The organism is Bacillus sp. 22-7 (genome assembly GCF_010628845.1).
GTDB lineage: Bacteria > Bacillota > Bacilli > Bacillales > Cytobacillaceae > Cytobacillus > Cytobacillus firmus_B.
The window spans coordinates 1-25,992 of the sequence record NZ_NJQY01000013.1 but is presented as its reverse complement, the minus strand read 5'-3'; the positions used below and the strand labels follow the sequence as shown (position 1 = coordinate 25,992).

26 protein-coding genes and 1 tRNA gene are annotated in these 25,992 nt (G+C 44.3%); 5 read left to right on the top strand and 22 right to left on the bottom strand.

The window, feature by feature from the left end; genetic code table 11:
* Nucleotides 1–46: 46 nt before the first annotated feature.
* Nucleotides 47–118, bottom strand: a tRNA-Arg gene (locus tag CE058_RS10725).
* Nucleotides 119–424: 306 nt separating this feature from the next.
* Here CE058_RS10725 and clpP point away from each other — a divergent pair.
* Entirely contained in the window at nt 425–1,030 is a 606-nt protein-coding gene (gene clpP, locus CE058_RS10720; protein WP_048008415.1) for an ATP-dependent Clp endopeptidase proteolytic subunit ClpP, read from the top strand.
* A 105-nt stretch (nt 1,031–1,135) separates the two neighbouring features.
* Here clpP and CE058_RS10715 read toward each other — a convergent pair whose 3' ends face one another.
* The 13 genes from CE058_RS10715 to CE058_RS10655 all read right to left on the bottom strand — a co-directional run bounded on the left by CE058_RS10715 (nt 1,136) and on the right by CE058_RS10655 (nt 15,447).
* A complete protein-coding gene (locus CE058_RS10715; RefSeq protein WP_009331822.1) occupies nt 1,136–1,393 on the bottom strand; it encodes an HPr family phosphocarrier protein in 258 nt (85 codons plus the stop codon).
* A gap of 29 nt (nt 1,394–1,422) precedes the next feature.
* Nucleotides 1,423–2,373 carry a DNA-binding protein WhiA gene (gene whiA, locus CE058_RS10710; RefSeq protein ID WP_048008414.1) on the bottom strand — a complete coding sequence of 317 codons (951 nt, stop codon included), beginning with the start codon at nt 2,371–2,373 and terminating at the stop codon, nt 1,423–1,425.
* A gap of 119 nt (nt 2,374–2,492) precedes the next feature.
* A complete protein-coding gene (locus tag CE058_RS10705) occupies nt 2,493–3,470 on the bottom strand; it encodes a gluconeogenesis factor YvcK family protein (protein ID WP_163142488.1) in 978 nt (325 codons plus the stop codon).
* A complete protein-coding gene (gene rapZ, locus CE058_RS10700) occupies nt 3,467–4,360 on the bottom strand; it encodes an RNase adapter RapZ (protein ID WP_048008412.1) in 894 nt (297 codons plus the stop codon). The genes CE058_RS10705 and rapZ overlap by 4 nt, the downstream gene beginning before the upstream one ends.
* Before the next feature lie 27 nt (nt 4,361–4,387).
* Nucleotides 4,388–4,846, bottom strand: a complete 459-nt coding sequence (locus CE058_RS10695; protein ID WP_035329286.1) for an 8-oxo-dGTP diphosphatase — start codon at nt 4,844–4,846, stop codon at nt 4,388–4,390.
* A gap of 336 nt (nt 4,847–5,182) precedes the next feature.
* Entirely contained in the window at nt 5,183–6,133 is a 951-nt protein-coding gene (gene trxB, locus CE058_RS10690; protein WP_048008411.1) for a thioredoxin-disulfide reductase, read from the bottom strand.
* A gap of 127 nt (nt 6,134–6,260) precedes the next feature.
* Nucleotides 6,261–7,760, bottom strand: a complete 1,500-nt coding sequence (locus CE058_RS10685) for a tetratricopeptide repeat protein (protein ID WP_048008410.1) — start codon at nt 7,758–7,760, stop codon at nt 6,261–6,263.
* Between the two features lie 468 nt (nt 7,761–8,228).
* Nucleotides 8,229–9,692 carry an alanine/glycine:cation symporter family protein gene (locus CE058_RS10680; protein WP_048008409.1) on the bottom strand — a complete coding sequence of 488 codons (1,464 nt, stop codon included), beginning with the start codon at nt 9,690–9,692 and terminating at the stop codon, nt 8,229–8,231.
* Between the two features lie 144 nt (nt 9,693–9,836).
* A complete protein-coding gene (locus CE058_RS10675) occupies nt 9,837–11,339 on the bottom strand; it encodes an aldehyde dehydrogenase family protein (protein ID WP_163142485.1) in 1,503 nt (500 codons plus the stop codon).
* Between the two features lie 20 nt (nt 11,340–11,359).
* Complete coding sequence (dapA, locus tag CE058_RS10670; RefSeq protein WP_163142482.1) at nt 11,360–12,253, bottom strand: 4-hydroxy-tetrahydrodipicolinate synthase; 894 nt, start codon at nt 12,251–12,253, stop codon at nt 11,360–11,362.
* Nucleotides 12,254–12,284: 31 nt separating this feature from the next.
* A complete protein-coding gene (locus CE058_RS10665; protein ID WP_163142479.1) occupies nt 12,285–13,238 on the bottom strand; it encodes a proline racemase family protein in 954 nt (317 codons plus the stop codon).
* Nucleotides 13,235–14,272, bottom strand: coding sequence for a proline racemase family protein (locus tag CE058_RS10660; RefSeq protein ID WP_048008405.1), 1,038 nt, complete (start codon nt 14,270–14,272; stop codon nt 13,235–13,237). The genes CE058_RS10665 and CE058_RS10660 overlap by 4 nt, the downstream gene beginning before the upstream one ends.
* Entirely contained in the window at nt 14,272–15,447 is a 1,176-nt protein-coding gene (locus CE058_RS10655) for an NAD(P)/FAD-dependent oxidoreductase (protein ID WP_163142476.1), read from the bottom strand. Before CE058_RS10655 ends, CE058_RS10660 begins: the two co-directional genes overlap by 1 nt.
* 212 nt (nt 15,448–15,659) lie before the next feature.
* Here CE058_RS10655 and CE058_RS10650 point away from each other — a divergent pair, with 212 nt between their 5' ends.
* The 4 genes from CE058_RS10650 to CE058_RS10635 all read left to right on the top strand — a co-directional run bounded on the left by CE058_RS10650 (nt 15,660) and on the right by CE058_RS10635 (nt 19,182).
* Nucleotides 15,660–17,270: a sigma-54 interaction domain-containing protein gene (locus CE058_RS10650; protein WP_048008403.1), complete on the top strand. Its 1,611-nt coding sequence runs from the start codon at nt 15,660–15,662 to the stop codon at nt 17,268–17,270.
* 76 nt (nt 17,271–17,346) lie between these two features.
* Nucleotides 17,347–17,622: a (2Fe-2S)-binding protein gene (locus tag CE058_RS10645; RefSeq protein ID WP_048008402.1), complete on the top strand. Its 276-nt coding sequence runs from the start codon at nt 17,347–17,349 to the stop codon at nt 17,620–17,622.
* Nucleotides 17,615–17,947 (top strand): (2Fe-2S)-binding protein, encoded by a 333-nt coding sequence (locus CE058_RS10640; RefSeq protein WP_048008401.1) that lies wholly within the window; start codon nt 17,615–17,617, stop codon nt 17,945–17,947. The genes CE058_RS10645 and CE058_RS10640 overlap by 8 nt, the downstream gene beginning before the upstream one ends.
* Nucleotides 17,944–19,182 carry an NAD(P)/FAD-dependent oxidoreductase gene (locus tag CE058_RS10635; protein ID WP_048008400.1) on the top strand — a complete coding sequence of 413 codons (1,239 nt, stop codon included), beginning with the start codon at nt 17,944–17,946 and terminating at the stop codon, nt 19,180–19,182. Before CE058_RS10640 ends, CE058_RS10635 begins: the two co-directional genes overlap by 4 nt.
* Nucleotides 19,183–19,227: 45 nt before the next feature.
* On the opposite strand, the gene hisIE is transcribed toward CE058_RS10635, so the two are convergent.
* From hisIE to CE058_RS10595, 8 genes are read right to left on the bottom strand one after another with little or no spacing between them, the layout of a single operon-like run.
* The gene (hisIE, locus tag CE058_RS10630; RefSeq protein WP_048008399.1) at nt 19,228–19,869 is read right to left on the bottom strand and encodes a bifunctional phosphoribosyl-AMP cyclohydrolase/phosphoribosyl-ATP diphosphatase HisIE; all 642 of its coding nucleotides are present in this window, start codon (nt 19,867–19,869) and stop codon (nt 19,228–19,230) included.
* Entirely contained in the window at nt 19,866–20,624 is a 759-nt protein-coding gene (gene hisF / locus CE058_RS10625; RefSeq protein WP_048008398.1) for an imidazole glycerol phosphate synthase subunit HisF, read from the bottom strand. Before hisF ends, hisIE begins: the two co-directional genes overlap by 4 nt.
* Nucleotides 20,624–21,355, bottom strand: a complete 732-nt coding sequence (gene hisA / locus CE058_RS10620; protein WP_163142474.1) for a 1-(5-phosphoribosyl)-5-[(5-phosphoribosylamino)methylideneamino]imidazole-4-carboxamide isomerase — start codon at nt 21,353–21,355, stop codon at nt 20,624–20,626. The genes hisF and hisA overlap by 1 nt, the downstream gene beginning before the upstream one ends.
* Nucleotides 21,352–21,990 (bottom strand): imidazole glycerol phosphate synthase subunit HisH, encoded by a 639-nt coding sequence (gene hisH, locus CE058_RS10615; protein WP_163142471.1) that lies wholly within the window; start codon nt 21,988–21,990, stop codon nt 21,352–21,354. The genes hisA and hisH overlap by 4 nt, the downstream gene beginning before the upstream one ends.
* The gene (gene hisB / locus CE058_RS10610) at nt 21,991–22,578 is read right to left on the bottom strand and encodes an imidazoleglycerol-phosphate dehydratase HisB (protein ID WP_163142468.1); all 588 of its coding nucleotides are present in this window, start codon (nt 22,576–22,578) and stop codon (nt 21,991–21,993) included.
* Nucleotides 22,579–22,593: 15 nt separating this feature from the next.
* Nucleotides 22,594–23,865, bottom strand: a complete 1,272-nt coding sequence (hisD, locus tag CE058_RS10605) for a histidinol dehydrogenase (RefSeq protein ID WP_163142465.1) — start codon at nt 23,863–23,865, stop codon at nt 22,594–22,596.
* 17 nt (nt 23,866–23,882) lie between these two features.
* Nucleotides 23,883–24,527: an ATP phosphoribosyltransferase gene (gene hisG / locus CE058_RS10600; protein ID WP_048008393.1), complete on the bottom strand. Its 645-nt coding sequence runs from the start codon at nt 24,525–24,527 to the stop codon at nt 23,883–23,885.
* On the bottom strand, nt 24,524–25,708 hold the full coding sequence (locus CE058_RS10595; RefSeq protein ID WP_163142462.1) for an ATP phosphoribosyltransferase regulatory subunit: 1,185 nt from the start codon (nt 25,706–25,708) through the stop codon (nt 24,524–24,526). Before CE058_RS10595 ends, hisG begins: the two co-directional genes overlap by 4 nt.
* Between the last annotated feature and the right edge of the window lie 284 nt (nt 25,709–25,992).

Below are 25,992 nucleotides of genomic sequence, written 5' to 3'. Positions count from 1 at the left end.
AAAAGTAAAAACTCCCTGTCCATATCAGACAAGGAGTTTTTGCTAGCGCCCTCGGCAGGAATCGAACCCACATCTTAAGAACCGGAATCTCACGTGCTATCCGTTGCACCACGAGGGCATAGATTTTATTAATTGGCTGACCAAGCGCTCAGCCGGTACGATAACTAATTATATGCTATGTTTAATCACTTTGCAAGCCTCCTTTTAGTTTTAAAAGTCGGAACAATGGGTATCATGGAATGAGATAGAGCATCACAGAAAAAAGTGTCGAACGAATCAGGGGCTATTTCCATGCGATTCGTTTGACCTTAATTGACCATCAGTGTATCATGATAATACATAGGAGTTAAAAAATTTTCTTTACTTGGAAGAACATGCTTGTTCATCTTGTATGTTGACCTTATCTTGAAGGAGGAATTGGAAAATGAACTTAATCCCTACAGTTATTGAACAAACAAATCGCGGGGAGCGTGCTTATGATATTTACTCCCGCCTTTTAAAAGACCGCATCATTATGCTCGGAAGCGGAATTGATGATAATGTGGCAAACTCCATTGTTGCCCAGCTGTTATTCCTTGAAGCAGAAAACCCTGAAAAGGACATTTCCATTTACATTAATAGCCCTGGCGGAAGCATTACAGCTGGTATGGCTATTTATGATACGATGCAATTCATTAAGCCAAAGGTACAAACCATTTGTATCGGTATGGCTGCATCCATGGGTGCATTCCTTCTTGCAGCGGGTGAAAAAGGAAAGCGTTTTGCTCTTCCAAACGCTGAGGTTATGATTCACCAGCCACTTGGCGGTGCACAGGGACAGGCGACTGAAATTGAAATCGCTGCAAAGCGCATTCTTTTCCTGCGCGAAAAATTAAACACGATCCTTTCAGAGCGTACTGGACAGCCGCTTGAAGTCATTGCAAAAGATACAGACCGCGATAACTTTATGACAGCTGAACGAGCTCTTGAATACGGTTTGGTTGACCAGATCATTTCCAGAAACTCTCTAGAAGAGAAGAAGGATAATTAATAAGAAAAGCGGAAGCGCCTTGCCCACCCCCGACACCTCGAGGGGGTAGGCGCTGGAGCTAGACAGACATAAAAAACAACTCGCATCTTCCCGATGCGAGTTGTTTTAGTTTTCCTTCTGAATATAATTTGCCAGCGCTTCGAGAGCTTCGTTTTCGTCGTTCCCCTCAGCCTTCAGGGTAATGACTGATCCTGAGCTTACAGCCAGGCTCATTAGCCCCATAATGCTTTTCGCATTTACCTTCTTTCCATCCTTCTCCAGGAAAATATCGGATGAAAACCGATTAGCCTCTTGTACGAACAATGCAGCCGGACGGGCCTGCAATCCTGTCTTCAGCTTAACTTCTACCTGTTTTTCTGCCATTGTATATCTCCTCCCTGCTGATGCCTCTATTAGTGAGCATCTATGGTGCTGCCTGCTCTGAGTTTTTCAGCGATTTCATCTATTTTTCTTAATCGGTGATTAATGCCTGATTTGCTGATATTTCCGCCTGAGACCATTTCCCCAAGCTCTTTTAAGGTGACATCCTGGTATGCTACACGCAATTCGGCTATTTCCCTCAGTTTGTCGGGCAAAACCTGAAGTCCAACCGTCTGGTCAATAAACCGGATATTCTCCACTTGCCGCAAGGCCGCCCCGATGGTTTTGTTTAAGTTCGCTGTTTCACAATTCACGAGCCGATTGACCGAGTTTCTCATATCGCGGACAATCCGGATATCTTCAAACCGGAGCAGAGATGCATGTGCCCCCACAATATTCAGGAATTCCGTTATTTTTTCGGCTTCCTTTAAATACGTGATATAGCCTTTTTTCCGTTCAAGCGTTTTGCTGTTCAGCCCGAACGTATTCATCAGTTCACAAAGGGAGTCGTTATGCTCCTTGTAAAGTGAAGCGATCTCCAGATGATAGGAGGAGGTTTCCGGATTATTAACCGATCCCCCGGCAAGGAATGCACCGCGCAGATAAGAACGCTTACAGCATTTCTTTTTTATGAGCTCTTTGGAGATATCGTGTGTAAATACGAATCCCTCACTTAAAATTTTCAGGTCATCAAGAATCATGCTGGCCTGTTCCGACAGCCTGACAATATATACATTGTTCTTTTTCAGCCGCATTTTTTTCCGGACCAGGAGCTCGACCTGAACGCTGTAATTCCTTTTAATCAGCGTGTAAATCCTTCTTGCAATGGCTGCATTCTCCGTCTGAATATCAACGATCAATTTCCGGCTGGAAAAAGAAAGTGAACCATTCATCCGGATCAAGGCGGACAATTCCGCTTTGCCGCAGCAGTCTTTTAATTCCAGGTTCGTCAATTCTTTTTTCGTTTCCGAAGCGAAAGACATCCCTTCACCCCCTATCCGTAAAAGTGCTTAGCCAGAGACATATAAAAAGATATTCTTCACTGAGCAAACGTATGCACAGTTTATTTTTTTACTGGCAAAAGCCCTTTTACACCTTTATATTACGCGTTAAAACGCCTATTGGTTTCATGTAGTATTAAATTATAAAGCATTTGGGCAACCTCTTTTGTATCATGGCGTATGATCCCGCCTTCGTGGCTGACAATTTCACCGTGCATAATATCAAGGCCCAATTCGGCAAGAGCACCTGTATCATACACAACAGGCCTCGCCATTTCCTCGCTGTACCTCTCCTGAATATGGGCAGGAATTTCTTCATTGTTTACCAGGATGGTATTGATAAAAGCACAGCTCATATGATCATAAAGTGCTTTTACATGGTCACTTGCTGTATAATCGAGCGTCTCTCCTGCCTGTGTCATTAAATTGCATATATAGACTTTTTTTGCTTTCGATTGACAGACCTCACGTCCGAGCCTGGGAACAAGCAAGTTTGGAAGAATACTTGTATATAAGCTTCCAGGGCCAATGATGATCATGTCAGCCTGTCTGATTGCCTGCAGTGATTCAGGCAGGGCTTTAATATTTTTAGGAGTTAAAAATACCCGCTTGATTTTTTTGCCGGAATAAGGAATTTTTGATTCTCCCGATACGATAGTCCCGTCTTCCATTTCAGCGTGAAGGACCACACTCTGGTTCGCAGCCGGCAGCACCTTTCCCCTTACATTTAACACCTTGCTCATTTCCTGAATCGCATGAACAAAATTTCCTGTAATTGAGGTCATTGCCGCGAGAATTAAATTGCCAAGCGAGTGCCCGGACAATTCATTGGATGTCGCAAAGCGGTGCTGGAACATCTCCTCAATGAGCGGCTCTACGTCTGAAAGAGCGGCCAGCACATTGCGGATGTCACCGGGCGGCGGGATATGAAGATCATTTCGCAATCTTCCTGAGCTGCCGCCATCATCGGCTACTGTCACAATGGCAGTAATATCAACAGGGTACTGCTTCAGTCCCCTTAAGAGGACAGGCAGTCCCGTTCCTCCGCCGATGATGACGATTCTTGGCTGTCGGTTCATTTGATGTTTTCCTTTCTCCTGTCGATGTCACGGTGGGTGATTGCAGTATTGTAATCCTTGCTAAAGTAGTCTGCAATATATTCCGTCAGCGCTACCGAACGGTGCTGGCCTCCCGTACATCCAATTGCCACCACCAATTGAGCCTTCCCTTCCCGCTTATAATGCGGAAGCATAAAGCTCAGCAGCTCCGTAACCTTCTCAAGAAATTTACTGGTTTCCGTCCATTTCAGCACATAGCCTGACACCTCTTCATCTAATCCTGTCTTCGGCCTCATATGTTCAATATAATGGGGATTCGGAAGGAACCGGACATCGAATACCAGGTCGGCATCAATTGGAATTCCATGCTTAAAGCCAAAAGACATGACGTTAACCGTAAATATGGTTTTTTTATTCAATGAGAATTCCGTAAGAATTTTCTCGCGCAATTCCCTCGGTTTCATTTGTGACGTATTATAAATCAGCCGGGCCCTGCCTTTTAATTCTTCGAGCAGCTCCCGCTCAAGCTTGATGCCTTCAAGAGGCAATCCTGATGGTGCAAGGGGATGGAATCGTCTTGTTTCTTTATATCTTCTGACGAGTGTCGAATCATCCGCATCAAGATATAAAATCTGCGGAGTGACCCAGGATGTCTCGGACAATTCATCGAGCGCCTTAAACAGGTGGTCAAAAAACTCACGGCCGCGCAAATCCATCACCAATGCCACCTTATTCATTTTATTCCCGGATTCCTTCATAAGTTCAAGGAATTTAGGAAGCAGCGTCGGCGGCAAATTGTCTACACAGAAGAAGCCAAGATCTTCAAAGCTTTGGATGGCTACTGTTTTCCCTGCCCCTGACATTCCCGTAATAATCACCATTTGAGTATCATTAACTGCACCCGTACTCATTTTTGTTTCCCCCTGTATCTGTCAAATTCAGCTTGGATCCAGCCTGTAACTAAGTAATTCAAAATCCGGCGTATACGTAAATGTTCCATAAATCATTCCCTGGCCATGAATCATATACTCCAGAATATGCGAATCACCGGCAGCCATCGGCAGATTCTTTATCTCTGAAAACGGATGCCAGCGAAGCTTGCCTTCCTCTGATTCATCCAGGTTCAGCCCATCAGAAGCTGTAGCCAGAAAAGTAAACATCATCCACTCCTGTACAACCTTTTCGCCATCCTTCATGATGAACGTAAAAATGCCCTTAATATTCGGATTGCGCAGATAGATGCCTGTTTCTTCCCTGAACTCACGGATGCACGAGTCCCTCACTGATTCACCCGGCTCCATCTTTCCGCCCGGGGCAACCCACCAGCCTCTTCTGGGCTTTTGTAAAAGCAATACTTTATCGTCTTTCAGTAACACACAGTTCGTGACTCGCTGCAACACATTTCACCTCTAATTTCCAAAATCATACCGCTGCCGCCTTTTTCATGAAAGCAAAGGCTGGCTAACGTACTTTTCTTATTCTTTTCATTATACTATTTTTGTCTTAGAGCCACAATGAATACAGATTTCTAAAAAACTTATTCAAAACATACTGTATTTACGCAAAAAAAGAGCACAGGCATGGGCCTGTGCTTTAAAAAGGATTATATCTTTAAAAGGGGGTCAATTTCTATTCCTATACTACCCGATTTTTATTTCATCAAGGTTACAGGAGAATTAAAACCGCATGACTTTTTGTAAAACTTTTCAACCAGTGGCTATTTTTTCTAAAAATTATCTCTTCTCTTTCAGGCTTTCCATTAATTCTTCCACATAGTGCTGGGCGCTTTGGGCAGCGATGCTTCCATCACCTGTAGCTGTAACGATTTGGCGAAGAGATTTTTCGCGGATATCTCCTGCTGCAAAAATGCCTTCCACCTTTGTTTCCATTCTTTCGTTTGTTTCGATATAGCCATTGCTGTTCGTGATGCCAAGGCTTTCAAATGGCTTGGAAAGCGGAACCATGCCGATATAGATGAATACACCATCTGCCTTGAATTCTCTTTCTTCGCCGGTTTCAGCAGAAACAAGTGTTACGCTTCCCACTTTTCCGTCCTTATCGTTAACTTCCTTCACTGTCGTGTTCCAGATGAAGTCAATTTTGTCATTGTCGAACGCACGCTGCTGCAGGATCGCCTGCGCACGAAGCTGGTCCCGTCTATGAACGATAGTCACTTTAGAGGCGAAACGCGTCAAATATACGCCTTCCTCAACAGCAGAGTCACCGCCGCCGACAACCACAAGCTCTTTGCCTTTAAAGAATGCTCCATCACAGACTGCACAATAGGATACGCCGCGTCCGCCAAGCTCTTTCTCACCAGGAATACCAAGCTTTTTGTACTCGGCACCAGTAGAAATAATGACTGAGCGTGTTTTATATTGTTTCGATCCGGCAACAACCGTTTTGTATTCTTCGCCGTCAATGATTTCTTTAATATCTCCATACGCATATTCAGCGCCAAACTTCTTCGCATGATCAAACATTTTCGTGGATAAATCCGGCCCTAAAATATGGCCAAAACCAGGATAGTTTTCCACTTCTTCTGTATTGGCCATTTGCCCGCCCGGAACACCGCGTTCAATCATTAGAGTAGACAAATTTGCACGAGATGTATATACAGCAGCAGTCATCCCTGCCGGTCCAGCACCAGCGATAATGACATCATAAATTTTTTCTTCAGTCACAGCGATTCACTCCTTCAGTAATCAGAAATCCAGTAATTAATCAAACACTTTATAAGTACGCATATTATAGTATGACCTTCTTACTGTTATCCTATAAAATTGGCACGTGTTCCGTCCAAATATCTGCTCACTGAAGGCGGTCATTCACCGATTTTACATATTTGCCCATCGTCGAAGCGGAAATGCCGTATCTTCCTGCAATCTTTGACTGGGAAACCTTTTCGTTCCGAAGCTTATGCCAGACATACTCAATGGCTGCAGCCCAGGCATTTTTGTTTTTAATATTCTGCCGGTTATTTGTCAATTCTGCAAAAATAGTAAACCACATTAAATAAAGTCCGGCTTCCACCGTGCCGATCGGGTGGAAGTTTTCATAAAACAGCTGGGCTGTTTGGTGCGCAGCCTGAACCTGGGCAGGCGCTTCCTGCTCAGTTTTAACGAAAGAAAGGTACTCCTTCTCAACAGCTGAAAACTTATTGTTTTGTAAAATAGCTTCAGAGGTGAGGATTTCATCTCTTCTGCTGGATACGGATGTTAGGAAGAGGCCGAATAACCGCTCTTCAATATAGTCGCTTTCCAGCTTTTTTAATATCGAAGAGTAATGGTCTTCAAAGCCGCTGCTGGTTACTTTTTCATCATTCCAGGGCTCGAAGCCTTCTTTTTCCGGATTAATTTCAATTGCCTTCTTCCATGCTGATTTCGCCAGCTCTTCACGCCCGGTGAAATAGGCGGAATAGGATAGCCAGTAATAAAATGGTCCATCCCCTTCAAAGCCCTTCTTCTGAAGCTTGCGAAGCCATGCAAAGGAAGCCTCATACTCGCCGGTCAGAGCGAAAGTCGCACCCAGCTTGAACTGGTGTTCAACCGAAAGCGGCTTAATCTTTTTCAGAGCCTCTTTTAACAAGCGCACCTGCCGGAAATCCCGCTCGTAAAAAGCAAAGACCAGCTTGTTGCAAAGCGCATGAAGATTACCCGGATTTTCTTCCAGTACCTTCTCTAAAATATCTGACGCCTTTTGCACTTCTCCCAGGTAAAAATACGCCAGGGCCAGATTATTGTATGCGGACCAATACTCAGGATACTCATCAATAACAGAGTTCAGAATCTCAACCGCTTTTGGAAAATGGCCGGACTCCAGCAATTCCCGTGCATGTTCCTGCTTCGTAATCAAATCATCCTGCTCGTACAGCTCGTCATCCAGATCATCCGCTTCAAGCGTAAGAAGCTCCAGCAGATCCTCTGTATCTTCCGTAAACTCTCCATCCTGATCTAAATCCAGATACGTATTGGCATGTGTATAAGCATCTTTAAAAAGGCCCATATGAGCATAGTTGTTGGCAAGGAAATAATGGCATTCCGACATATCCTCATCAAGCTCTTCCAATATCATATGAAGCAGCTGATTCGACTCCTGATACTCACCCATTTCTGAATGAACAATTGCAAGCTGGCAGACAATCATCGGTTCACCCGGCTCAAGCTGCATAGCCCGCATTAAATATTTCTTCGCTTTATGAAAATCCCTGCGGTGGTACGCCTTAATCCCTTTGGAAAAATAGTACTCACCATTCGGGATAAATGACAGTAACTTTCCCTTTTGGTGTCTAGCTTTAGAGTCTTTACTCATGAAATCCTCCATAAATGTTAGTAACTAAAGTAGTATATCACACGAACAAGCCTATGGAGAAGGGAAGAAATGACAATACTATTTTTAAGCGGGATTTTTTATTGGAAATCTTATCACAGTTATGTTTTAAAGGGTTATTGCGTTGATTTAGCGGTGATGGTGTTTACTTCGGAGATTAAGCGGCAGTTTGGCTGAGGAAATCTATTAATCGTCTGGATATAATGAGGAGACCTCTTTTGATATTTTATAGAAGCATAAGATGCCAGCTTTCTTGAAAATTATTTTATGTATCATCTATAGTAAGTGAGGATTGGGAATCCAGCTGCTGAAATAAACATGGTGACAGCCTGGAGGACTGGCGGTTCCCAACTTGGGCTCCAGCAGTCAGCAGTGAGGCTGCCACCACGTGCAATAAGAATTTTGGAATAAAAAAATGGAATGTGTTCTTTGTTTCCGGCTGTATTTCTCTTAAATTGCCTTCTTGCCTTTTGAATTCCTTTCTTTCGCTTTCTCTTCCCAGAAATCTGCACCTTTAATGCCAAGTTTAACAGGATCGAAGACTGGTTCAATGCCTGCTTTCCTCTGTTCTTCATAATCTTTAAATACTTTTAAGGCTGTTTTAGTCAGGAATAGAATAGCGACTAAGTTAAGCCAGGCCATGCTTCCGAATCCAAAGTCTCCGAGCGCCCATAATAGGGATGCATTTTCGACACTTCCCAAGTAGATCATTCCTAAGAAAACAATCATCAAGCCTGCTTTAAGCCCTTTTAGCCTTCTTTTTCTGCCAAGGTAAACAAGGGTTGTTTCAGAAATATAGTAGTAAGCCATCAGAGTTGTAAAGGCAAAGAAGAAGATAGCAATTGCAACAAACAAACCGCCAAATCCAGGGATAACGCTCTCAACGGCCGCCTGTGTCCACATTGGTCCAGCTTCTACACCCTGGATATTTTCAACAATCGGCTGCTTTCCTTCTGGTGTAACGCTGTACATGCCGGTAATTAAAATCATAAGTGCAGTAGCTGTACAAACAATGAGGGTATCAATATAAACAGAGAACGCTTGAACAAGACCTTGTTTTGCCGGATGGGATACATCTGCTGCGGCTGAACTATAAGTTCCTTCCCCTACACCAGCAACATTAGAGAATACGGCTCTCTTAACGCCCCATGCAATCGCTGCACCGATTATACCGCCGAACATTTCGTTTGCACCAAATGCACTGGAAATAATCAGCCAAAGCATTGCTGGTATTTCTGCTGCATTTGCAAATAAAAGAACAAAGGTGATAACCACATACCCTAAGGCCATAAAAGGGACAACTTTTTCCGCAACATTGGCAATTCGCTTAACGCCGCCAAAAATAATGATGCCAAGTAATACAACAAGAATGATTCCAGTGATGCTTTTATTGAGACCAATGGTATTTTCAAATCCAACAGCAATTGTATTGGCCTGTATACCTGGAACTAAAATTCCGTAGCAGAGGGTAACAACAATCGCCACAAACACCGCGAACCATTTCATATTTAAACCTTTTTCAATAAAATAAGGAGTTCCGCCCCGGTATTGATTACCATCTTTTACTTTATAGATTTGAGCAAGAGTGGATTCAATAAAGGAACTTGCTCCTCCTAATAAAGCCATGATCCACATCCAGAAAACCGCTCCCGGACCGCCAAAGGCAATTGCAGTAGCAACCCCGGCAATATTTCCAATACCGACACGGCCGGCTAAAGCCATTGAAAACGCCTGGAAAGAGGACACACCGGATTCTGGGTTACCCTTTTCAAAAAGAAGTTTAATCATTTCCTTAAAATATCTAAATTGCACAAAGCGTGTCATAATGGAAAAGAACAATCCAGCTCCAAGCGCGAAAGCTACCAATCCAAGACTCCAAACCATCCCCGACGCTTTATTCACTAATTCCTCCATCTTATCCCACCTTTTTATACTTTAAGTAGATAGTTCCATCTCTTTCAATCCGTAATATTAGTAATATTCAGATAAATATAGACAGAATGGGACAAAACGCTGTCCCACTCCCATCAATCCGTGCACAGTTTGTCCCATTGGTCCTTATAAAAACTCATCATGTTTGATGTTAACAAATACACTTTTCACTTCCGTATAGTTTTGCAGGCCATACTCTCCACCCATTTCGCGGCCGATTCCTGATTGTTTGTAGCCGCCGAAAGGCATTGTTTCCCATTCAAGTCCAAAATCATTAATCCAGACTGTACCTGATTGCAGCTTGCTTGCAATGTAATGCCCCTTTTTCATACTTTCTGTCCAGACACTTGCAGCTAAACCATAGTCACTATCGTTCGCCCGTTTAATGACCTCATCAATCGTATCGAAAACGAAAATGGACATGACAGGACCAAATATTTCTTCACGTGCAATAACCATATGATCTTGTACATCTGCAAAAATGGTTGGCTGTACAAAATATCCTTTTTCAAATCCTTTATTCCCGCCTGTTACAAGTCGCGCCCCTTCTTCCTTCCCTTGTTCTATATAATTAAGAACAGTTTGATGCTGTTTGGCTGACACAAGCGGGCCCATTTCCGTTTCAGGGTTCATTCCATCTCCCAGCTTCATTGCTTTCGCCCGTTCTGCTAAGGCTTTTACTACATGATCATATATGTTTCTCTGGACAAATACACGAGTACAGGCACTGCAGTTTTGCCCATGATTGTACATCGTTCCGTTAAATACCCCTTCAATTGCTTCCTCAAGATTAGCATCTTCTAAAACAATGGCTGGCGATTTTCCGCCAAGCTCCAGCGTAACACCTTTAATTTGATCTGCAGCTTTTTTCATTACTTCTTTTCCGACAGCCGTTGATCCTGTGAATGCTATCTTATCGACATCTTTATGTGCAGTAATCGCTTCTCCCGCAATCCTGCCCGTTCCCGGCACAATATTCACAACACCATCCGGGAACCCTGCTTCTTTAAATAGCTTACCTGCGTAGAGAAGAGATAATGGTGTCTCAGTTGCCGGTTTAATCACAACCGTACATCCGACTGCAAGTGCAGCTCCGAGCTTCCAGGCAGCCATGGCGAGCGGGAAGTTCCATGGAATAATTTGGCCTACAACCCCAACCGGTTCGTGTACCGTATAGGTTACATAATTCTTTGAAACCTGAGTTGTCTTGCCAAATATTTTTGTGGCCCAGCCTGCGTAATATCTAAAATGCTGGATTGTTCCGTCAACATCATCTGCCAAAGCGACCCTGCAGGGCTTTCCGTTATCCAATGATTCCAGTTGAGCGAGTTCTTCCCGATTTTCTTCTAAGAGATCCGCAAATTTATAGATTAGATGAGAGCGTTCTGCGGCATCCATCTTTGTCCATTCGCCTTCATCAAATGCTTTCCTTGCAGCAGCTACCGCAGCGTTAATATCATCCTCTTGCGCTTCACTTACTTCCGCAATGACCTCTTCGTTTGCCGGATTAACGACGGGAAACGTTTTACCACTAAGCGCCGGTACATAGTTACCGTTAATGTATAATCCTTTCACACCTTCCAGGAATTCTTGAACTTTTGGTTTCAGATTATAATTTGTCGCTTGCATGTTCTCACTCCTTCACTATTTTAGTTTTTTACAGTCTCTAAACTTGCAAGCAGGTCTTTTAGCTTTTGATCTTCTTCCGGTGATAGGCCTAAACGAGGGTACCGCGCAGGCCCGCCAGCCTGGCCAGTCAATTCCATGGCTCTCTTCACAATTTGCACATACTTTCCAGATCCTTCAAGGAACGCGCACAGTGGTAAAATACGATCATTGATGGACCAAGCTTCTTCAAACTCACCTTTTTGGAAGTGGTTATACATATCTGTAACCAGCTTTGGCACGATATTTCCTGCAACAGAAATCCACCCAGTTGCTCCAACTAAGTAAGACTCCATTACAAGCTCTTCAGCACCGCAGAATACTTCAAAATCTCCTTTTCCTTTTCTTGCAAGATCTCTTACCTTGCTGATTTCACCGCTTGATTCTTTAATGTGAGTCACATTTTCGCAATCCTTGCCAATTTGAAGCATTAAATCTGCGCTCATATTTACACCGGAAGTAAATGGGTTGTTATAAAGCATGATTGGAAGATTGACACTGCTGGATACCTCTTTAAAATGATGGTAAATTTCATTTTCCTTTGGCTTCATGTAAAAAGGGTTAATGATTAAAGCAGCATCAGCTCCATGTACTTCAGCTTGCTTTGTATACTCAATTGTTTCCCTTGTTGTTTCCGCAGCAGTACCCACGATAACAGGGATGCGGCCGCCGGCTTCCTTCATAACCGTTTCTACCATCTGGTATTTTTCTTCTCTTGACAGACTGACAAATTCACCAGTACTACCATTGATGACGATGCCTGCCACATCTTGATCGACAAAGTAATTGACATTATTCTTTACTCCGCCCCAATCAATTTCCTGCTCCTGTGTCATTGGTGTAATTAATACTGGATAAGCTCCTCTAATTGCAGTCATTTTAATTTTCCTCCCTATTTTTAATAGTTTCTTATTTTAATAAAAACCCTGCGAATAATGGATCTGCCGGGTCTAATACATATGTCTGCATACCCGTAATAAATCCGCGGGCTGAAAAACTAAACTCGTAACCTGCTTCAAATTGTGCTGAAAGCTCGGCTGTCAATTTGCCGTTGAAAATGCTTTCATTTTCAATTGGGCTATCAGGAGGTATATCACCATTTTCTATTAGATAGCTGCAACAGGCAGCTAGAGTTCCAAATCCTGGAGAACGCACAATATAACAATCCGGACGGAAGGTTACCGTTTTGATTTTGCCTTCATTTTTTTGCGAATGATCCATCAAGATCACTCTGCTGAAGGCATGTTTGCCTTCTAAGGCTTCAATCACCTTCTGCCCCCATTGATTTATGACTGGAAGGTCCTCCATCTCAATCTCAAAAGGCAGCTCTGCTTTATCAAAAATCGCATAAAGATGATCGGCTTGGACTAGAGATACTTCTGTCTTTAAATCTAAATAAGACACTGGCACTTTGGTTTGCATAACCTGGCATGGCTCGTTTTTTAATTTAACTAATTTCACTTCATCATCTTTCATCGTTGCAGCGACACCAATAACACCGCTGATTGTTTCAAGTATGTATTCACCTGAAGACTTGGCCTTTAGCTGGCCACACTCTAATAATGCGGTTATGACAGCAGCGATTCCGCCATATTGCAGCGGAACGGTTCCGTTATGGTCGAAAAAAATAACAGCTGCATCGGCTTCGCTTTTAAAAGGCGGAACGACCAGACAACCCATTAGTCCAGCAAATCCGCGGGGCTCATTTAAAAGAAAATTAATTTCCTCCTCATAGGCAAGCGAAAATTGCTCATTCAGCTCCTGTATACTTGAATAATGAATAAGTGGGCCATCCTTAATAATTCGATATGCCTCACCTGCTACGTGTACATCAGTTGCTGTGTAAGACTTTTGAATTTTCATTTCACATCCTCCATTTCATGTTCCATTGGGGGAATAAGTAAAAAGCCCTCTTTAAGCGGGTCTTCCTCGTTATAAAAGAACCGGTGCATTCCCATTAGCCAGGCTGAACCTGTGATTCTTGTAATAACAGCCTCTACACCCTGAACATCTGCTATTTCAAGTATTTCTCCGCGGAATAAAGAGCCAACTATACTCTCATGTACAAATTCTTCTTTGATCCCTATCTCCTTTTTGGAATAGAGGACAGATAATTTAGCCGAAGTGCCTGTACCGCATGGGGAACGATCGATCCCGCCTGGAGGCACAACAACCGTATTTTTCACATCTGCTTCTTCATGGCTTGGCTCAGTGAAAAACTCAATATGGGTCAGGCTGCGAATAAATGGATATTGCGGATGAACGACATCCATTTTTGCGTTAATTGTATTTCTAATTTTGATAGCCTTTTCAATGATTTTTGACGCATTCTCCGGTGTTAGTTCTAATCCAACAGATTGGGCATCAATGATTCCATAGAAGTTGCCTCCATAAGCAATATCTGCCTCAACAATTCCAATCCCCTCAACATCGACAGAGACACTCTTTAGCAGGAAGGCCGGAACATTGCAGAAGGAAACCTCTTTTGCTTTTCCGTTCTCTACCTTAATCTCTGCCTTAACAAGGCCGGCTGGTGTATCAATTTTTATCGAAGTAACTGGTTCTTGAACAGGTATTAACCCCGCTTCAACTAATGCTGTACAAACACCGATTGTGTCATGTCCGCACATTGGCAAATATCCGCCGGTTTCGATATATATAACACCGATATCTGCTTCCGGATGACATGGATCTGTCAAAAGTACTCCTGACATGACGTCATGTCCTCTTGGTTCATTCATCAGGAGCTTGCGGATCCAGTCATATTCCTTTTGCATATGAAGCATTTTTTCGGACATTGTCGCTCCTTTTAGCTCTGGGAGCCCACTAATCAATGTCCTTGTCGGATTGCCGCCCGTGTGTGTATCAATGGCCGTAAAAACTCGATTTGCTTTCATCAGGTACTCACCCTTTCCTTAAATCGAGAAAATTTCAGCGGTTCAATCGGGATGCAAGTTTCCTTTTCATTAAGCATTTCCTCTATTACTTTTCCAGTAACAGCAGCAAGGCTAATTCCGTCTCCCTCATGACCGGCTGCAATATAATAGTTTGGAATTCCCTCTACTTCTGACACAATTGGCAAGTGATCCTCCGTCCAGGGCCGCAAACCGGCATAGGAACGTATGACCATCATGTCAGCCATTTTCGGATAAAACCGAATGGCCCGATTGGCAATGCATTTAATAATTTCATTGTTGATCTTTGTATTAAACCCAACAAATTCCCGGCTGCTTCCAATCAGGAAGTTTTGACTTTCAGTTGGTTCAAAAACAAGGGCTACTCCGTATTTTTCAGTAATCGGGTCAACCTGGCGCCTGCCGCCAAATTTTGATATTAAGTAGCCAAATTCCATCACTTTTCTCGGTCCTACAAATTCCTGGCGTGATGCGACAATGATGTGGCCTTTTCTTGGTTTAATTGGAATAGGCAAGTCCAGCATCTCTCCGATATATGGAGCCCATACACCTGCAGCATTAATGACATAGTTCGCGGTGAAAGTGCCATTAGATGTTTCAACGGTAAATGCACCGTCCGGCTCCCTTCTCATTCCAGTAACCTCAGTTTGTTTATGGGCCTTAGCTCCCATCTCCTTTGCCCCCTCAAGAAGGTTAAAGGCAAGAAGGTATGGATTAACGGTTGAATCTGTTGCACATTCTAACCCGCCTAATAAATCATCAGCAAAATACTTTGAATCCTGGCGAATGTCCTGTCTGTCCAGCATCCTGAACGGCAAGCCGGCCTTCTTTTGCCGGTCAACCCACTTTTGTGCGGCTTCCATTTCTTCTTCTGTCTCACAGACAAGGATGCTTCCAGGAGCACGATATTCAAAAGGCTGCTTCAATTCTCTGCTTAATTCATCTACTAACTTCTGACTGACAAGTGACATTTGACTATCAAAGCCAGGATCTTTATCGATAGCTAAAATATTTCCGTCACAGCGGGATGACGTGCCACTGACAAATTCACCTTTTTCAATAACTGTTACATTTCTTCCTGATTTAGAAGTATAATAGGCAATTGCACAGCCTATGATTCCCCCGCCTATAACCAGAACGTCACAATGATTTCTCACAAAACCAACTTCCCTTCGTCTTGTTACACCATTTTTAATGCAAATAACATGCCAACTTTTTATAACCTTACTCAGAAATAAGAACCTTCTAAATAATTATCCTTCTAGCGCAAACAGAGATTTTTTTGTTTCTTAATTGTCAAAAAATTTGATAAAATAGTGTATAAAATATTAAACAGTGTATAAAATATTTTACATACCAGGAGGCTATTATGTTTGAATTACCCTCAGTCAAAGAAATAATTGAAAATAATTTCATCTGTCTTAACACAAAAAATGAAAATGCCTCAGTCAGTGTTTATTTAGATGATACGTTTGCTTCATTAGCTGATGCCTGCAAGCGCCATGCAGCCGTTGCCGTTGTAAATTCAAGCGGTCAAGCACTCGGCTGCATCACAAATGAACAAATCATTGATTTTTTGCATGATTCCTACAACCAATTAAAGGCTTTCTATGAAGCTGTCATCCATACATCGGACGCTTCAGTCACAGTGATTGATGCTGATGAACGTGTCCGCACATGGACAGAGGGAGCCGAAAAAATCTTCTCTGTAAAAAAAGATGAGATTGTTGGCAAACCAATAATAGAATTCTTTGAACATCAGAATCTGCAAATTCTGGAATCCTTGTACAAAGGAAAAAGAATCCGGGGAAAGCATCACCAGCCAAGATCTGATCTTTTTGTTCTAATAAATTCAAACCCCGTTCACTTTAATGGACGAATTATCGGGGCTGTTGTATCGGAAACTGATGTGACAAGCCAGGTGGTTCTTAATGAGAAATTATTTAATATGTCGACTGAGGTTCACCGTTTAGAACAGGAGATGGCGAAATACAGGCCCTCAGATCCCTTTAGATACATTAAAGGGAAAAGCGCGGTGATGGAAAAGACTGTAGAAATGGCGAAAAAGGTGTGCTCTGTCCGGTCAACTGTATTGATTTTAGGAGAGAGCGGAGTCGGCAAAGAGGTCTTTGCCAAATCCATTCATGAGGCAACTGAAGGACCTGAAGCACCATTTATATCAATTAATTGCGGTGCTATTCCAGCTTCATTATTTGAAAGCGAATTATTTGGCTATGAACGCGGGGCCTTTTCGGGTGCAGATCATAGAGGAAAAAAAGGAAAAATTGAGCTTGCTAGAGGGGGAACTCTTTTCCTGGATGAAATTGGCGAAATGCCTTTGGAAATGCAGGTCAAGATGCTTCGTGTGCTTCAAGAAAGAAAATATTACAAGGTTGGCGGTGAAAAAGAGATTGAAGCAAATTTCCGGGTAATTGCTGCAACCAATAGGGATTTAAAAGAATTAATAAACGAAGGCCAATTTCGTGAGGATTTATATTATCGGCTAAATGTGGTCAGTTTAAAAATCCCTCCATTAAAAGAACGCTGTGAGGATATCGTTGAACTCATTCATTACTTTTTAAATGATTTTTCACTGCGGTATCAGCGGCCGATCCATCATTTTTCCCAGGAAGTTATGCAGGAAATGCTTCAATATGATTGGCCAGGCAATGTTCGGGAACTGCGTAATGTGGTTGAACGCCTGGTTGTCTTTGCAACAGATGGAGTCATTCGAAAAGAATATTTGCCATTCCACTCAGCAATGAGCTATCCAGATGCATCTGATATGGATCTTCAGGAAAACAGCATAGAAATAAAAACGGGCATTGTGCCGCTTCAGGAAGAAATGGATCGGCATGAAAAGCAAGTGCTCGAAAAAGCATTGGCATTAACCGGCGGCAACAAATTAGAATGCTCGAAAAAACTGGGAATCACCCGAGCGACTCTCTACAATCGTCTCAAACGTCTTGGCTTAAGCTGATTTAATATCCAGGCTTCAAAGTTGGTACGATTTTTGCATTGTATCTTTGCATATACCTGAAGAGGAGGATTTCCAAATGAGTAACAAAGAGGCACTTGTGATCTGCCGCTGTGAAGAGGTTACCTATGGGCAGGTTTTCGCAACTGCAAAAGAACATCAGTGTACATCCAGGGAATTGAAGCTTAGAACAAGAGCTGGAATGGGATTTTGTGGAGGACGCACTTGCAGGGTCATGGTCGATCGGATTATTGAAAGTATCGTCCCTAATACAGGCGAAGGTGAAATTCCCTTAAAATATCAGCCTCCAATTCGCCCTGTAACTTTTGGAACGGCAGGTGATAATAATGGCTAGAATTATAGATCATCCGGTTTTAGGCAAATTAGATGATAGAAAAAAGATTCCATTCACATTTGATGGAAAAGAATATGAAGCATATGAAACTGAAACAATCGCTGCAGCTCTGCTGGCAAACGGTGTGAGAACACTCCGAGTTCATGAGGAGAGTGGGACACCAAGAGGGTTTTATTGCAATATTGGCCACTGTATGGAATGCCGTGTATATGTTAATGGGCAGGCCAATATAAGAGCCTGTTTAACGGCTGTGAAGGAAAATATGGCTGTTGAAAGAGGAAAACATCATCCTAATATAGTTAAAAGGATGGTGGAGAACCAATGATAGATGTAATCGTAATCGGAGCTGGGCCAGCCGGTTTAGCGGGTGCCATAGCCTGTGCTGAGTATGGCTTAAAAGTAACCGTCATTGATGAATTTGTCAGGCCAGGCGGCAGATTAATCGGCCAATTGCACCAGGAACCGTCCGGAGAATGGTGGAATGGAATAAAAGAATCAACTCGTCTGCACAACGAAGCACAGAAACTATCAGTAGATATCCGCTGCGGCGTTTCTGTATATAACCTTGAAAAAGATAAGGATTGCTGGAATGTTCATACTAATACAGGAACACTGATAGCTCCTTATGTGCTGGTGGCAACTGGTGCTGCTGAGTTCCCAATTCCTGTGCCAGGCTGGACTCTTCCAGGTGTTATGTCCATCGGAGCTGCTCAGGTCATGACGAATGTTCATCGGGTCGAGGTTGGCAAAAAAGGCATCATCATTGGTGCAAACATTCTGGCATTTGCCATTTTAAACGAGCTCCAATTAGCCGGGATCAATGTGGAACATATTGTGCTGCCAGAAAAGAGTCCGCTTAGCCAAAATGCCGGAATACCAGAGGAAGTCTTGAAGTCACTCCTAAATGCAGCACATCTTGCCCCGTCACCAATCTTGCGTTTCGGCAGCCGCTTTATGAAAAATAGAGGATTCCGCAAATTAGGAATGAAATTTTACCCTAAAAGCGGCGTTAAAGTGAATGGAACACCATTGCAGCTTAGAAAAGCAGCACTTGAAATTATTGGAAAGGATCATGTGGAAGGCGTCCTCACTGCGGATATTGATGCGAATGGAAACGTGATCAAAGGTACGGAAAAAATATACGAAGCAGATTTCGTTTGTATCGCAGGTGGCTTGTATCCGTTAGCAGAGCTTACAGCAGTTGCCGGCTGCCCATTCCAATACGTACCAGAACTTGGGGGACATGTTCCGCTTCATTCTGAAAAAATGGAAACTCCAATCGAAGGATTATTTGTTGCCGGGAATATCACTGGGATTGAAAGCGGAAAAATCGCCATGGCCCAGGGAACAACAGCAGGGATCTCGATTGCTAAATATGCTGGAAAAGGCAGCACTGACATCACCAAGAAGCTTGAACAGGCACTGAGAAACGTTCATACAGTCCGTCAAAACGCTGCCATCCAATTCAACCCTGAAATTGCAAACGGCCGGAGGAAAATCTATGAACTTTGGGACGATCTTTATGGAAAAGAACAGGATTCTTTACAGGAGATAGGATGAAATGATAATCATCCCAAAGCAAATTTCCGTAAAAAACCGCCCTCCCTATTCGGAGGCCGGTTCTTTCTTTTCATGCCGTTTATTAAGCACTTTCAAGACTTCGCTAAAAGGCAGTTCCTGCTCCCGCAGCAGCACCATCAAATGATAAATCAGGTCTGCCGCTTCCCATTTCAGTTCGTCCTTATCACGATTTTTCGCAGCGATGATGACTTCTGCGGATTCTTCGCCGACCTTCTTCAGGATTTTATCCACGCCTTTTTCAAAAAGATAGGTCGTGTAGGCTCCTTCTGGGCGTGTCTTTTCGCGTTCTTCAATGACTTTTTCAAGTGTATTAAGGATTTCGTAGTCAGATAAACCGCCTGACTCTTCCCCGTATACTCTTTCCTCAAAGCAGCTGACTGTTCCCTTGTGGCAGGCAGGTCCCGCTGGTTCAGCCAATACCACAATGGCATCCTGGTCACAGTCAAGCTTCATTTCTACAATTCTCTGCGTGTTTCCGCTTGTTGCCCCTTTGTGCCAGAGCTCATTGCGGGAACGGCTGAAAAACCAGGTCTCCCCTGTTTCCGCTGATTTTAAAAGGGATTCCCGATTCATATAAGCTAATGTTAATACCTCTTTTGTGTTCGCATCTTGCACAACGGCAGGGATCAGTCCCTTTTCGTCAAACTTTACACCATCGATATTCATCGGACTACCACCCCTTTTTCCTTAATAAAAGCTTTCACTTCTGCCACAGATGTTTCTTTATAGTGAAAAATAGATGCTGCCAACGCGGCATCCGCTTTCCCATCAATAAATGCTTCTGCAAAGTGATCGGCGTTTCCTGCCCCGCCAGAAGCAATAACCGGAATCGAAACGGCCTCGCTTACTGCTTTTGTCAGCTTAATGTCGAAGCCCTTTTTCTCACCGTCTGAGTCCATACTTGTCAATAAAATTTCTCCGGCACCGCGCTCTGCCGCTTCACGGGCCCAGGCGATAACCTCCAGATCAGTCGGCGTGCGTCCGCCATGTGTGTACACCCGCCAGGAACCGAGCTGTTCATCGTATTTAGCATCAATCGCCACAACGATGCACTGTGATCCGAAAAAATTTGCACCTTCTGTAATTAAATCAGGATTGTTTACGGCAGCTGTATTAAGAGAAACCTTATCAGCCCCCGCCCGCAAAATTCGCTTCATATCTTCAAGAGCGTTTATCCCTCCGCCGACTGTAAAGGGAATGGCCAGCTCCGACGCAACAGCCTTCACAACTTCAACCATTGTTTTCCGGCCTTCATGAGAAGCGGAGATATCAAGGAAAACCAGCTCGTCAGCTCCCTGCCCATCATAAAATCGGGCAAGCTCAACCGGGTCACCGGCATCACGCAGCTGCACAAATTGCACCCCTTTTACCACACGGCCGTCCTTTACATCCAGACAGGGAACGATGCGTTTCGTCAGCATTATGCCTTCACCTCTTTCAGAGCTTCCGCAACAGTAAACCGGCCTTCATATATTGCCTTTCCGACGATGGCCCCGGCAACACCTTCAGATGTGTATTCCTGAAGTTCCGCCAAATCAGCCAGCTGGCTGACCCCGCCGGATGCAATTACACTTTTGCCAGTTTCCCGCGCAAGCAGGCGAACAGCTTCAACGTTAGGACCAGAAAGCATTCCATCTGTTGCGATATCTGTAAATATAAATGTTTCCGCACCGGCGTCGGCAAATCGCTTACCCAAGTCAACTGCCTTGACTTCAGATGTCTCCAGCCAGCCGTGAGTGGCCACATAGCCATTTTTCGCATCAAGTCCTACCGCTATGGCTTTGCCATATTTGCGGATCATGTCAATAGCAAACTCAGGATTGGAGACGGCGATGCTTCCAATAATTACGCGTCTTACACCATTATCAAGGTAATGCAGGATGTCTTCTTCTGTACGGATTCCCCCGCCAATCTGGACAGAGGCGCCAAGTTCGCGGGCAGCCTGGATGACATACTGATCATTAACCTGCTTCCCATCCTTTGCCCCGTCAAGATCTACCATATGAATCCAGTCTGCTCCTTCATCAGCAAACTTTTTGGCCATATCAAACGGAGAGTCTCCATACACCGTTTCCTTATCATAATCCCCCTGCAGGAGCCGGACGCACTTGCCGCCTCTCATATCGATTGCCGGATAGATGGTAAAACTCATTTCACAGACATCCTTTCTTCAACCAGCTCGGTAAAATTGCGTAAAAGCGCCATGCCGAGCGAACTGCTTTTTTCAGGGTGGAACTGCATGCCGAACACATTGCCTCTGCCGACCACTGCCGGCACTTCTACATCATACAAACTCCTGCTGATAACTACCTTTTTATCATCTGTATCTACAAAATAAGAGTGGACGAAATAGACATAATCTTCATCAAGCCCTTTTAAAATCGGCGAACCCTGCAGGAATTCAAGACGGTTCCAGCCCATATGCGGAACTTTGTACGTTTCACCTGCTGCTGTTGCACCGGGAAACCGCCTCACATGGCCAGGCAGAAGCTGCAATCCTTCTGTCAGTCCATTCTCAGCACTGCTTTCAAATAAAAGCTGCATGCCAAGGCAAATGCCAAGGAGCGGCTTGCCTGTATCAGCAAACTCCTTAACCAGATCTGCCAGGCCAGTAGAATTTAAGATATTCATTGCATCCTTGAAAGAGCCGACACCCGGCAAAATCAGGGCATCCGCTCTCAGAAGCTCGTCTTTATTTTCAGAAAGGAAATAAGCAACCTCCAGCCGTTCAAGCGCTTTGCTGACACTGAACAAATTCCCCATCCCGTAATCGATGATGCCGATCATTTACAACAGCCCTTTCGTTGAGGGAACTCCCTTAATCCGCGGATCGATCGTAGTTGCATCATCCAGCGCACGAGCTAGCGCCTTGAAAATCGCCTCAATGATGTGGTGTGTATTCTGTCCATAGTGAACGATGACATGCAGGTTCATTCTCGCTTCAAGCGCGAGTTTCCAGAGAAATTCATGCACTAGCTCTGTATCAAATGTCCCCACCTTTTGGCTTGGGAACTCGGCACGCATCTCAAGGTGAGGGCGGTTACTGAGGTCAACTACCACTTGAGCCAGTGCTTCGTCCATTGGAACAAAAGCATTCCCATAGCGCTTGATGCCTTTTTTATCTCCTAAAGCATCCTTCAGCACCTGGCCTAAGCAGATGCCAATGTCCTCTGTAGTATGGTGATCATCCACATCGGTGTCGCCATTTGCAACGATATTCAAGTCAAATTGTCCGTGCTTGGCAAACAGGTCCAGCATATGTGTCATAAAAGGCACGCCTGTTTCCAGATCGCTTTTGCCTTCTCCGTCTATATTTAAGGATAGAGTGATATTCGTTTCATTGGTTCTACGTGAAATTTCAGCAGTTCTGGCCATGATTATTCCTCCAGCTTATTTTCTTAGTCTTGTTTCAATGGATCTGGCATGGGCTTCAAGGCCTTCCAGACGCGCAAAGGACGCAATTTTCTCGGCGTTATCTTTTAATGCTTTTTCGCTGTATAAAAGAATGCTTGATTTCTTTTGAAAATCCTCCACATTAAGCGGGCTTGAAAAACGGGCTGTCCCGTTTGTCGGCAGGACGTGGTTTGGACCGGCAAAATAATCGCCAACCGGTTCAGGGCTGAATCTTCCGAGGAAGATCGCTCCTGCGTGACGAATCCGTCCAAGAAGCTCCATCGGATTTTCTGTTAAAATCTCCAGATGTTCAGGAGCCAGGCTGTTCACTGTTTCAACAGCCTCATCCATGCTTTCCGTCACATAAATAGCTCCGTAATTCCTGATGGATTGAGCAGCAATTTCCTGGCGGGGCAGATCGGCAAGCTGGCGTTCCACTTCTGCTGACACCGCTTCTGCCAAAGCAGAAGATGGTGTCACGAGCACAGCGCACGCCATAGGATCATGCTCAGCCTGTGATAGCAGATCGGCCGCCGCCTCATCTGGCTGTGCCGTTTCATCTGCAAGAATCGCAATTTCACTCGGACCTGCGATCATATCTATATCAACATCCCCAAAAACTTCGCGTTTTGCGAGGGCAACGTAGATGTTCCCCGGACCTGTGATCTTGTCGACAGGCCGGATCGATTCGGTTCCATATGCCAATGCAGCAATCGCCTGGGCTCCGCCGACTTTATAGATTTCTTCCGCACCGGCGATGTGTGCTGCTGCCAGAACAGCCGGAGGCAGCTTTCCAGTCTTTTTATCAGGAGGAGAAGTAATCACGATTCTCTTGACCCCCGCAACCTTTGCCGGAATCACATTCATGAGTACGGATGACGGGTATGCCGCCGTTCCGCCCGGGACATACAGGCCAACTGAATCAAGCGGTGTAATCTTTTGGCCAAGGACTGTGCCGTTCTCTTCTGTTGTCATCCAGGAAGGACGAAGCTGTTTTTCATGAAAAGACCGGATATTTTCGGCAGCTTCTTTAATGATCTCAAGGATTTTCCCATCCACTTGACTCAACGCTTCTCCTATTTCAGCCTGTGGTACCTTTAATTCATCCAGAGAGATGCCATCAAATTTTTCTGTGTACTCTTTTAAAGCTTGATCGCCGTTTTGGCGGACTGTTTCAATTATATTTTTTACAATCGCCCGCTGTTCTTCTGTTCCGTTATCAACAGACCGTTTAATTGAAATCTGGTCATCAATTTTTAAAATTTTCATAGGGGTTCTACATCCTTTTAAGAGCTTATTTCTTCTCGTGAAATAACTTCTGTCAGCCGGCCAACCAGCTCGCTGATTCGTTCATCCTTAATGCGGTAGCTGACTGGATTGACGATCAATCTTGAGGTGATTCCGACAATGGTTTCGTATTCAACGAGCCCGTTTTCTTTCAGTGTCCGGCCGGTTGATACAATATCCACGATCCGGTCCGCCAGCCCGATCATCGGGGCCAGTTCTATGGAGCCGTTCAATTTAATGATCTCCACCTGCTCCCCCTGTTCACGGAAATACGCTGCCGCAATCTGCGGATACTTTGTAGCAATTTTAGGAGCCACATCATTCAGCCTGGTGTTTGGCAGTCCCGCAACAGCGAGATAACAGGCACTGATTTTCAAATCAAGAAGCTCGTAGACATCCCGCTCTTCTTCAAGCATTACGTCCTTTCCGGCAATCCCAAGGTCTGCTACACCATGCTCCACATACGTTGGCACATCCATCGGCTTTGCCAGGATAAAGCGGAAATTCTCTTCCGGCACATCGATTATCAATTTACGTGAATCATCAAATTCCGGCGGCAATTGAAAGCCTGCACGGCGGAGCAATTCAGCTGCTTCTTCAAAAATGCGGCCCTTTGGCATCGCAATCGTTAAAACATCACTCATTTTATGCTCTCCTTTCCAGCTTTTCCGACTAAAAAGGTAATGTCCTCGTACTGGCTGGTGCAGGCATCTATGTCCTTAACACCGCTAATATCCTGCAGGACCACTTTCTTTCCGGCAGAACGTTCTTCCTTCGCAAAATCGAATGCCTCTTTACGGCGTTCCGGACTGTATAAAATGCAGTAAACAGGTTCAGCCTCATTGCTGTCTTCCAGCGCTTCAAGCAGACGGTCCAATCTAATGGCAAAGCCGGTTGCTCCCGTATCTTTTCCGAACTTTTGAAGCAGCAGATCGTAGCGGCCGCCATTTCCGATCGGGAAACCAACATTACCTGCATATACTTCAAAAAGAATACCCGTATAGTAGCTCATATGGCTGACAAGCGTTAAATCAAATTTAACTGTGCCTTCCTGGCCGTAGTCCCGCATAATGCTCCAAAGCTGTTCAAGCTCAGCTAATGCCTTTTTTCCTGTGCCGTTTTCCAGAAGGCCATAGGCAATCTCAATGACTTCTTCACCGCCCCTTAATTTAAGGAAATCAAGAAGCCTTTGTTTATCAATGGACGAAAGTGCCAGACTCTTTACATGTTCCCTGTATCCTACATAATTTTTCTCATATAAAAATCTTGTCAGGTTTTCCACTCGTTCTTCCGTTCCTAAAATCTGCTGGAAGAAGTCACGGACAAAGCCGATGTGGCCTGCTGAAAGCTGAAAGTTCCGAAGCCCTGCTTCTTTTAGAGCAGAGATCATGAGCGCCATTCCTTCGCCATCCGCACTGATCGTATGATCCCCAATGCATTCAACACCGATTTGCTCAAACTCAGCCGGCCTGCCTCCCTCCCGCTGCTGTGCACGGTATACATTGGCGGAATACGCAAGTCTGATCGGCAGCTCGTCTTTTAAGAGACGGGATGCTGCAACCCTTGCAATCGGCGCTGTCATATCCGGCCGGAGCACCAGGGTATGGCCCTGCTGATCAAGCAGCTTGAACAGCTGCTGATCCAATATCGCTGAAGCCGCCCCTACTGTTTCGTAGTATTCGAGTGCAGGCGTTTCGATAAACTGATAGCCCCAGCGTTTCATTTCCTCCTGGATGGATGTACGGACTGCAGCTTTTCTTTCGTATAGATCAGGTAATGTATCTCTCATGCCTAACGGCTTTTCAAACATAAATAATCGGCTCAAACCATTCACCTCTATGACTTAAAAATTCCGAATCCTTTAGTTCGCTAATATGGTAGTAGATTGAAGTTATATGTAGTTTAACGCGCATTCACCACGCCGTCAACCAAAAGAGACTGAAAAATAAAGTGAAACTTCAATCAGTGGGGGTTTTCCTTATCCCCCACTGATTGTTAGTCGCGTTCTAGTGTCGCTAAGATCTCCGCTAGCGCTTCGATCAATCGACACTACGAACCCGATTGGTTCAACTAAGCCTCTGCATGCGCGACGGCAAGTTTCACTGTATC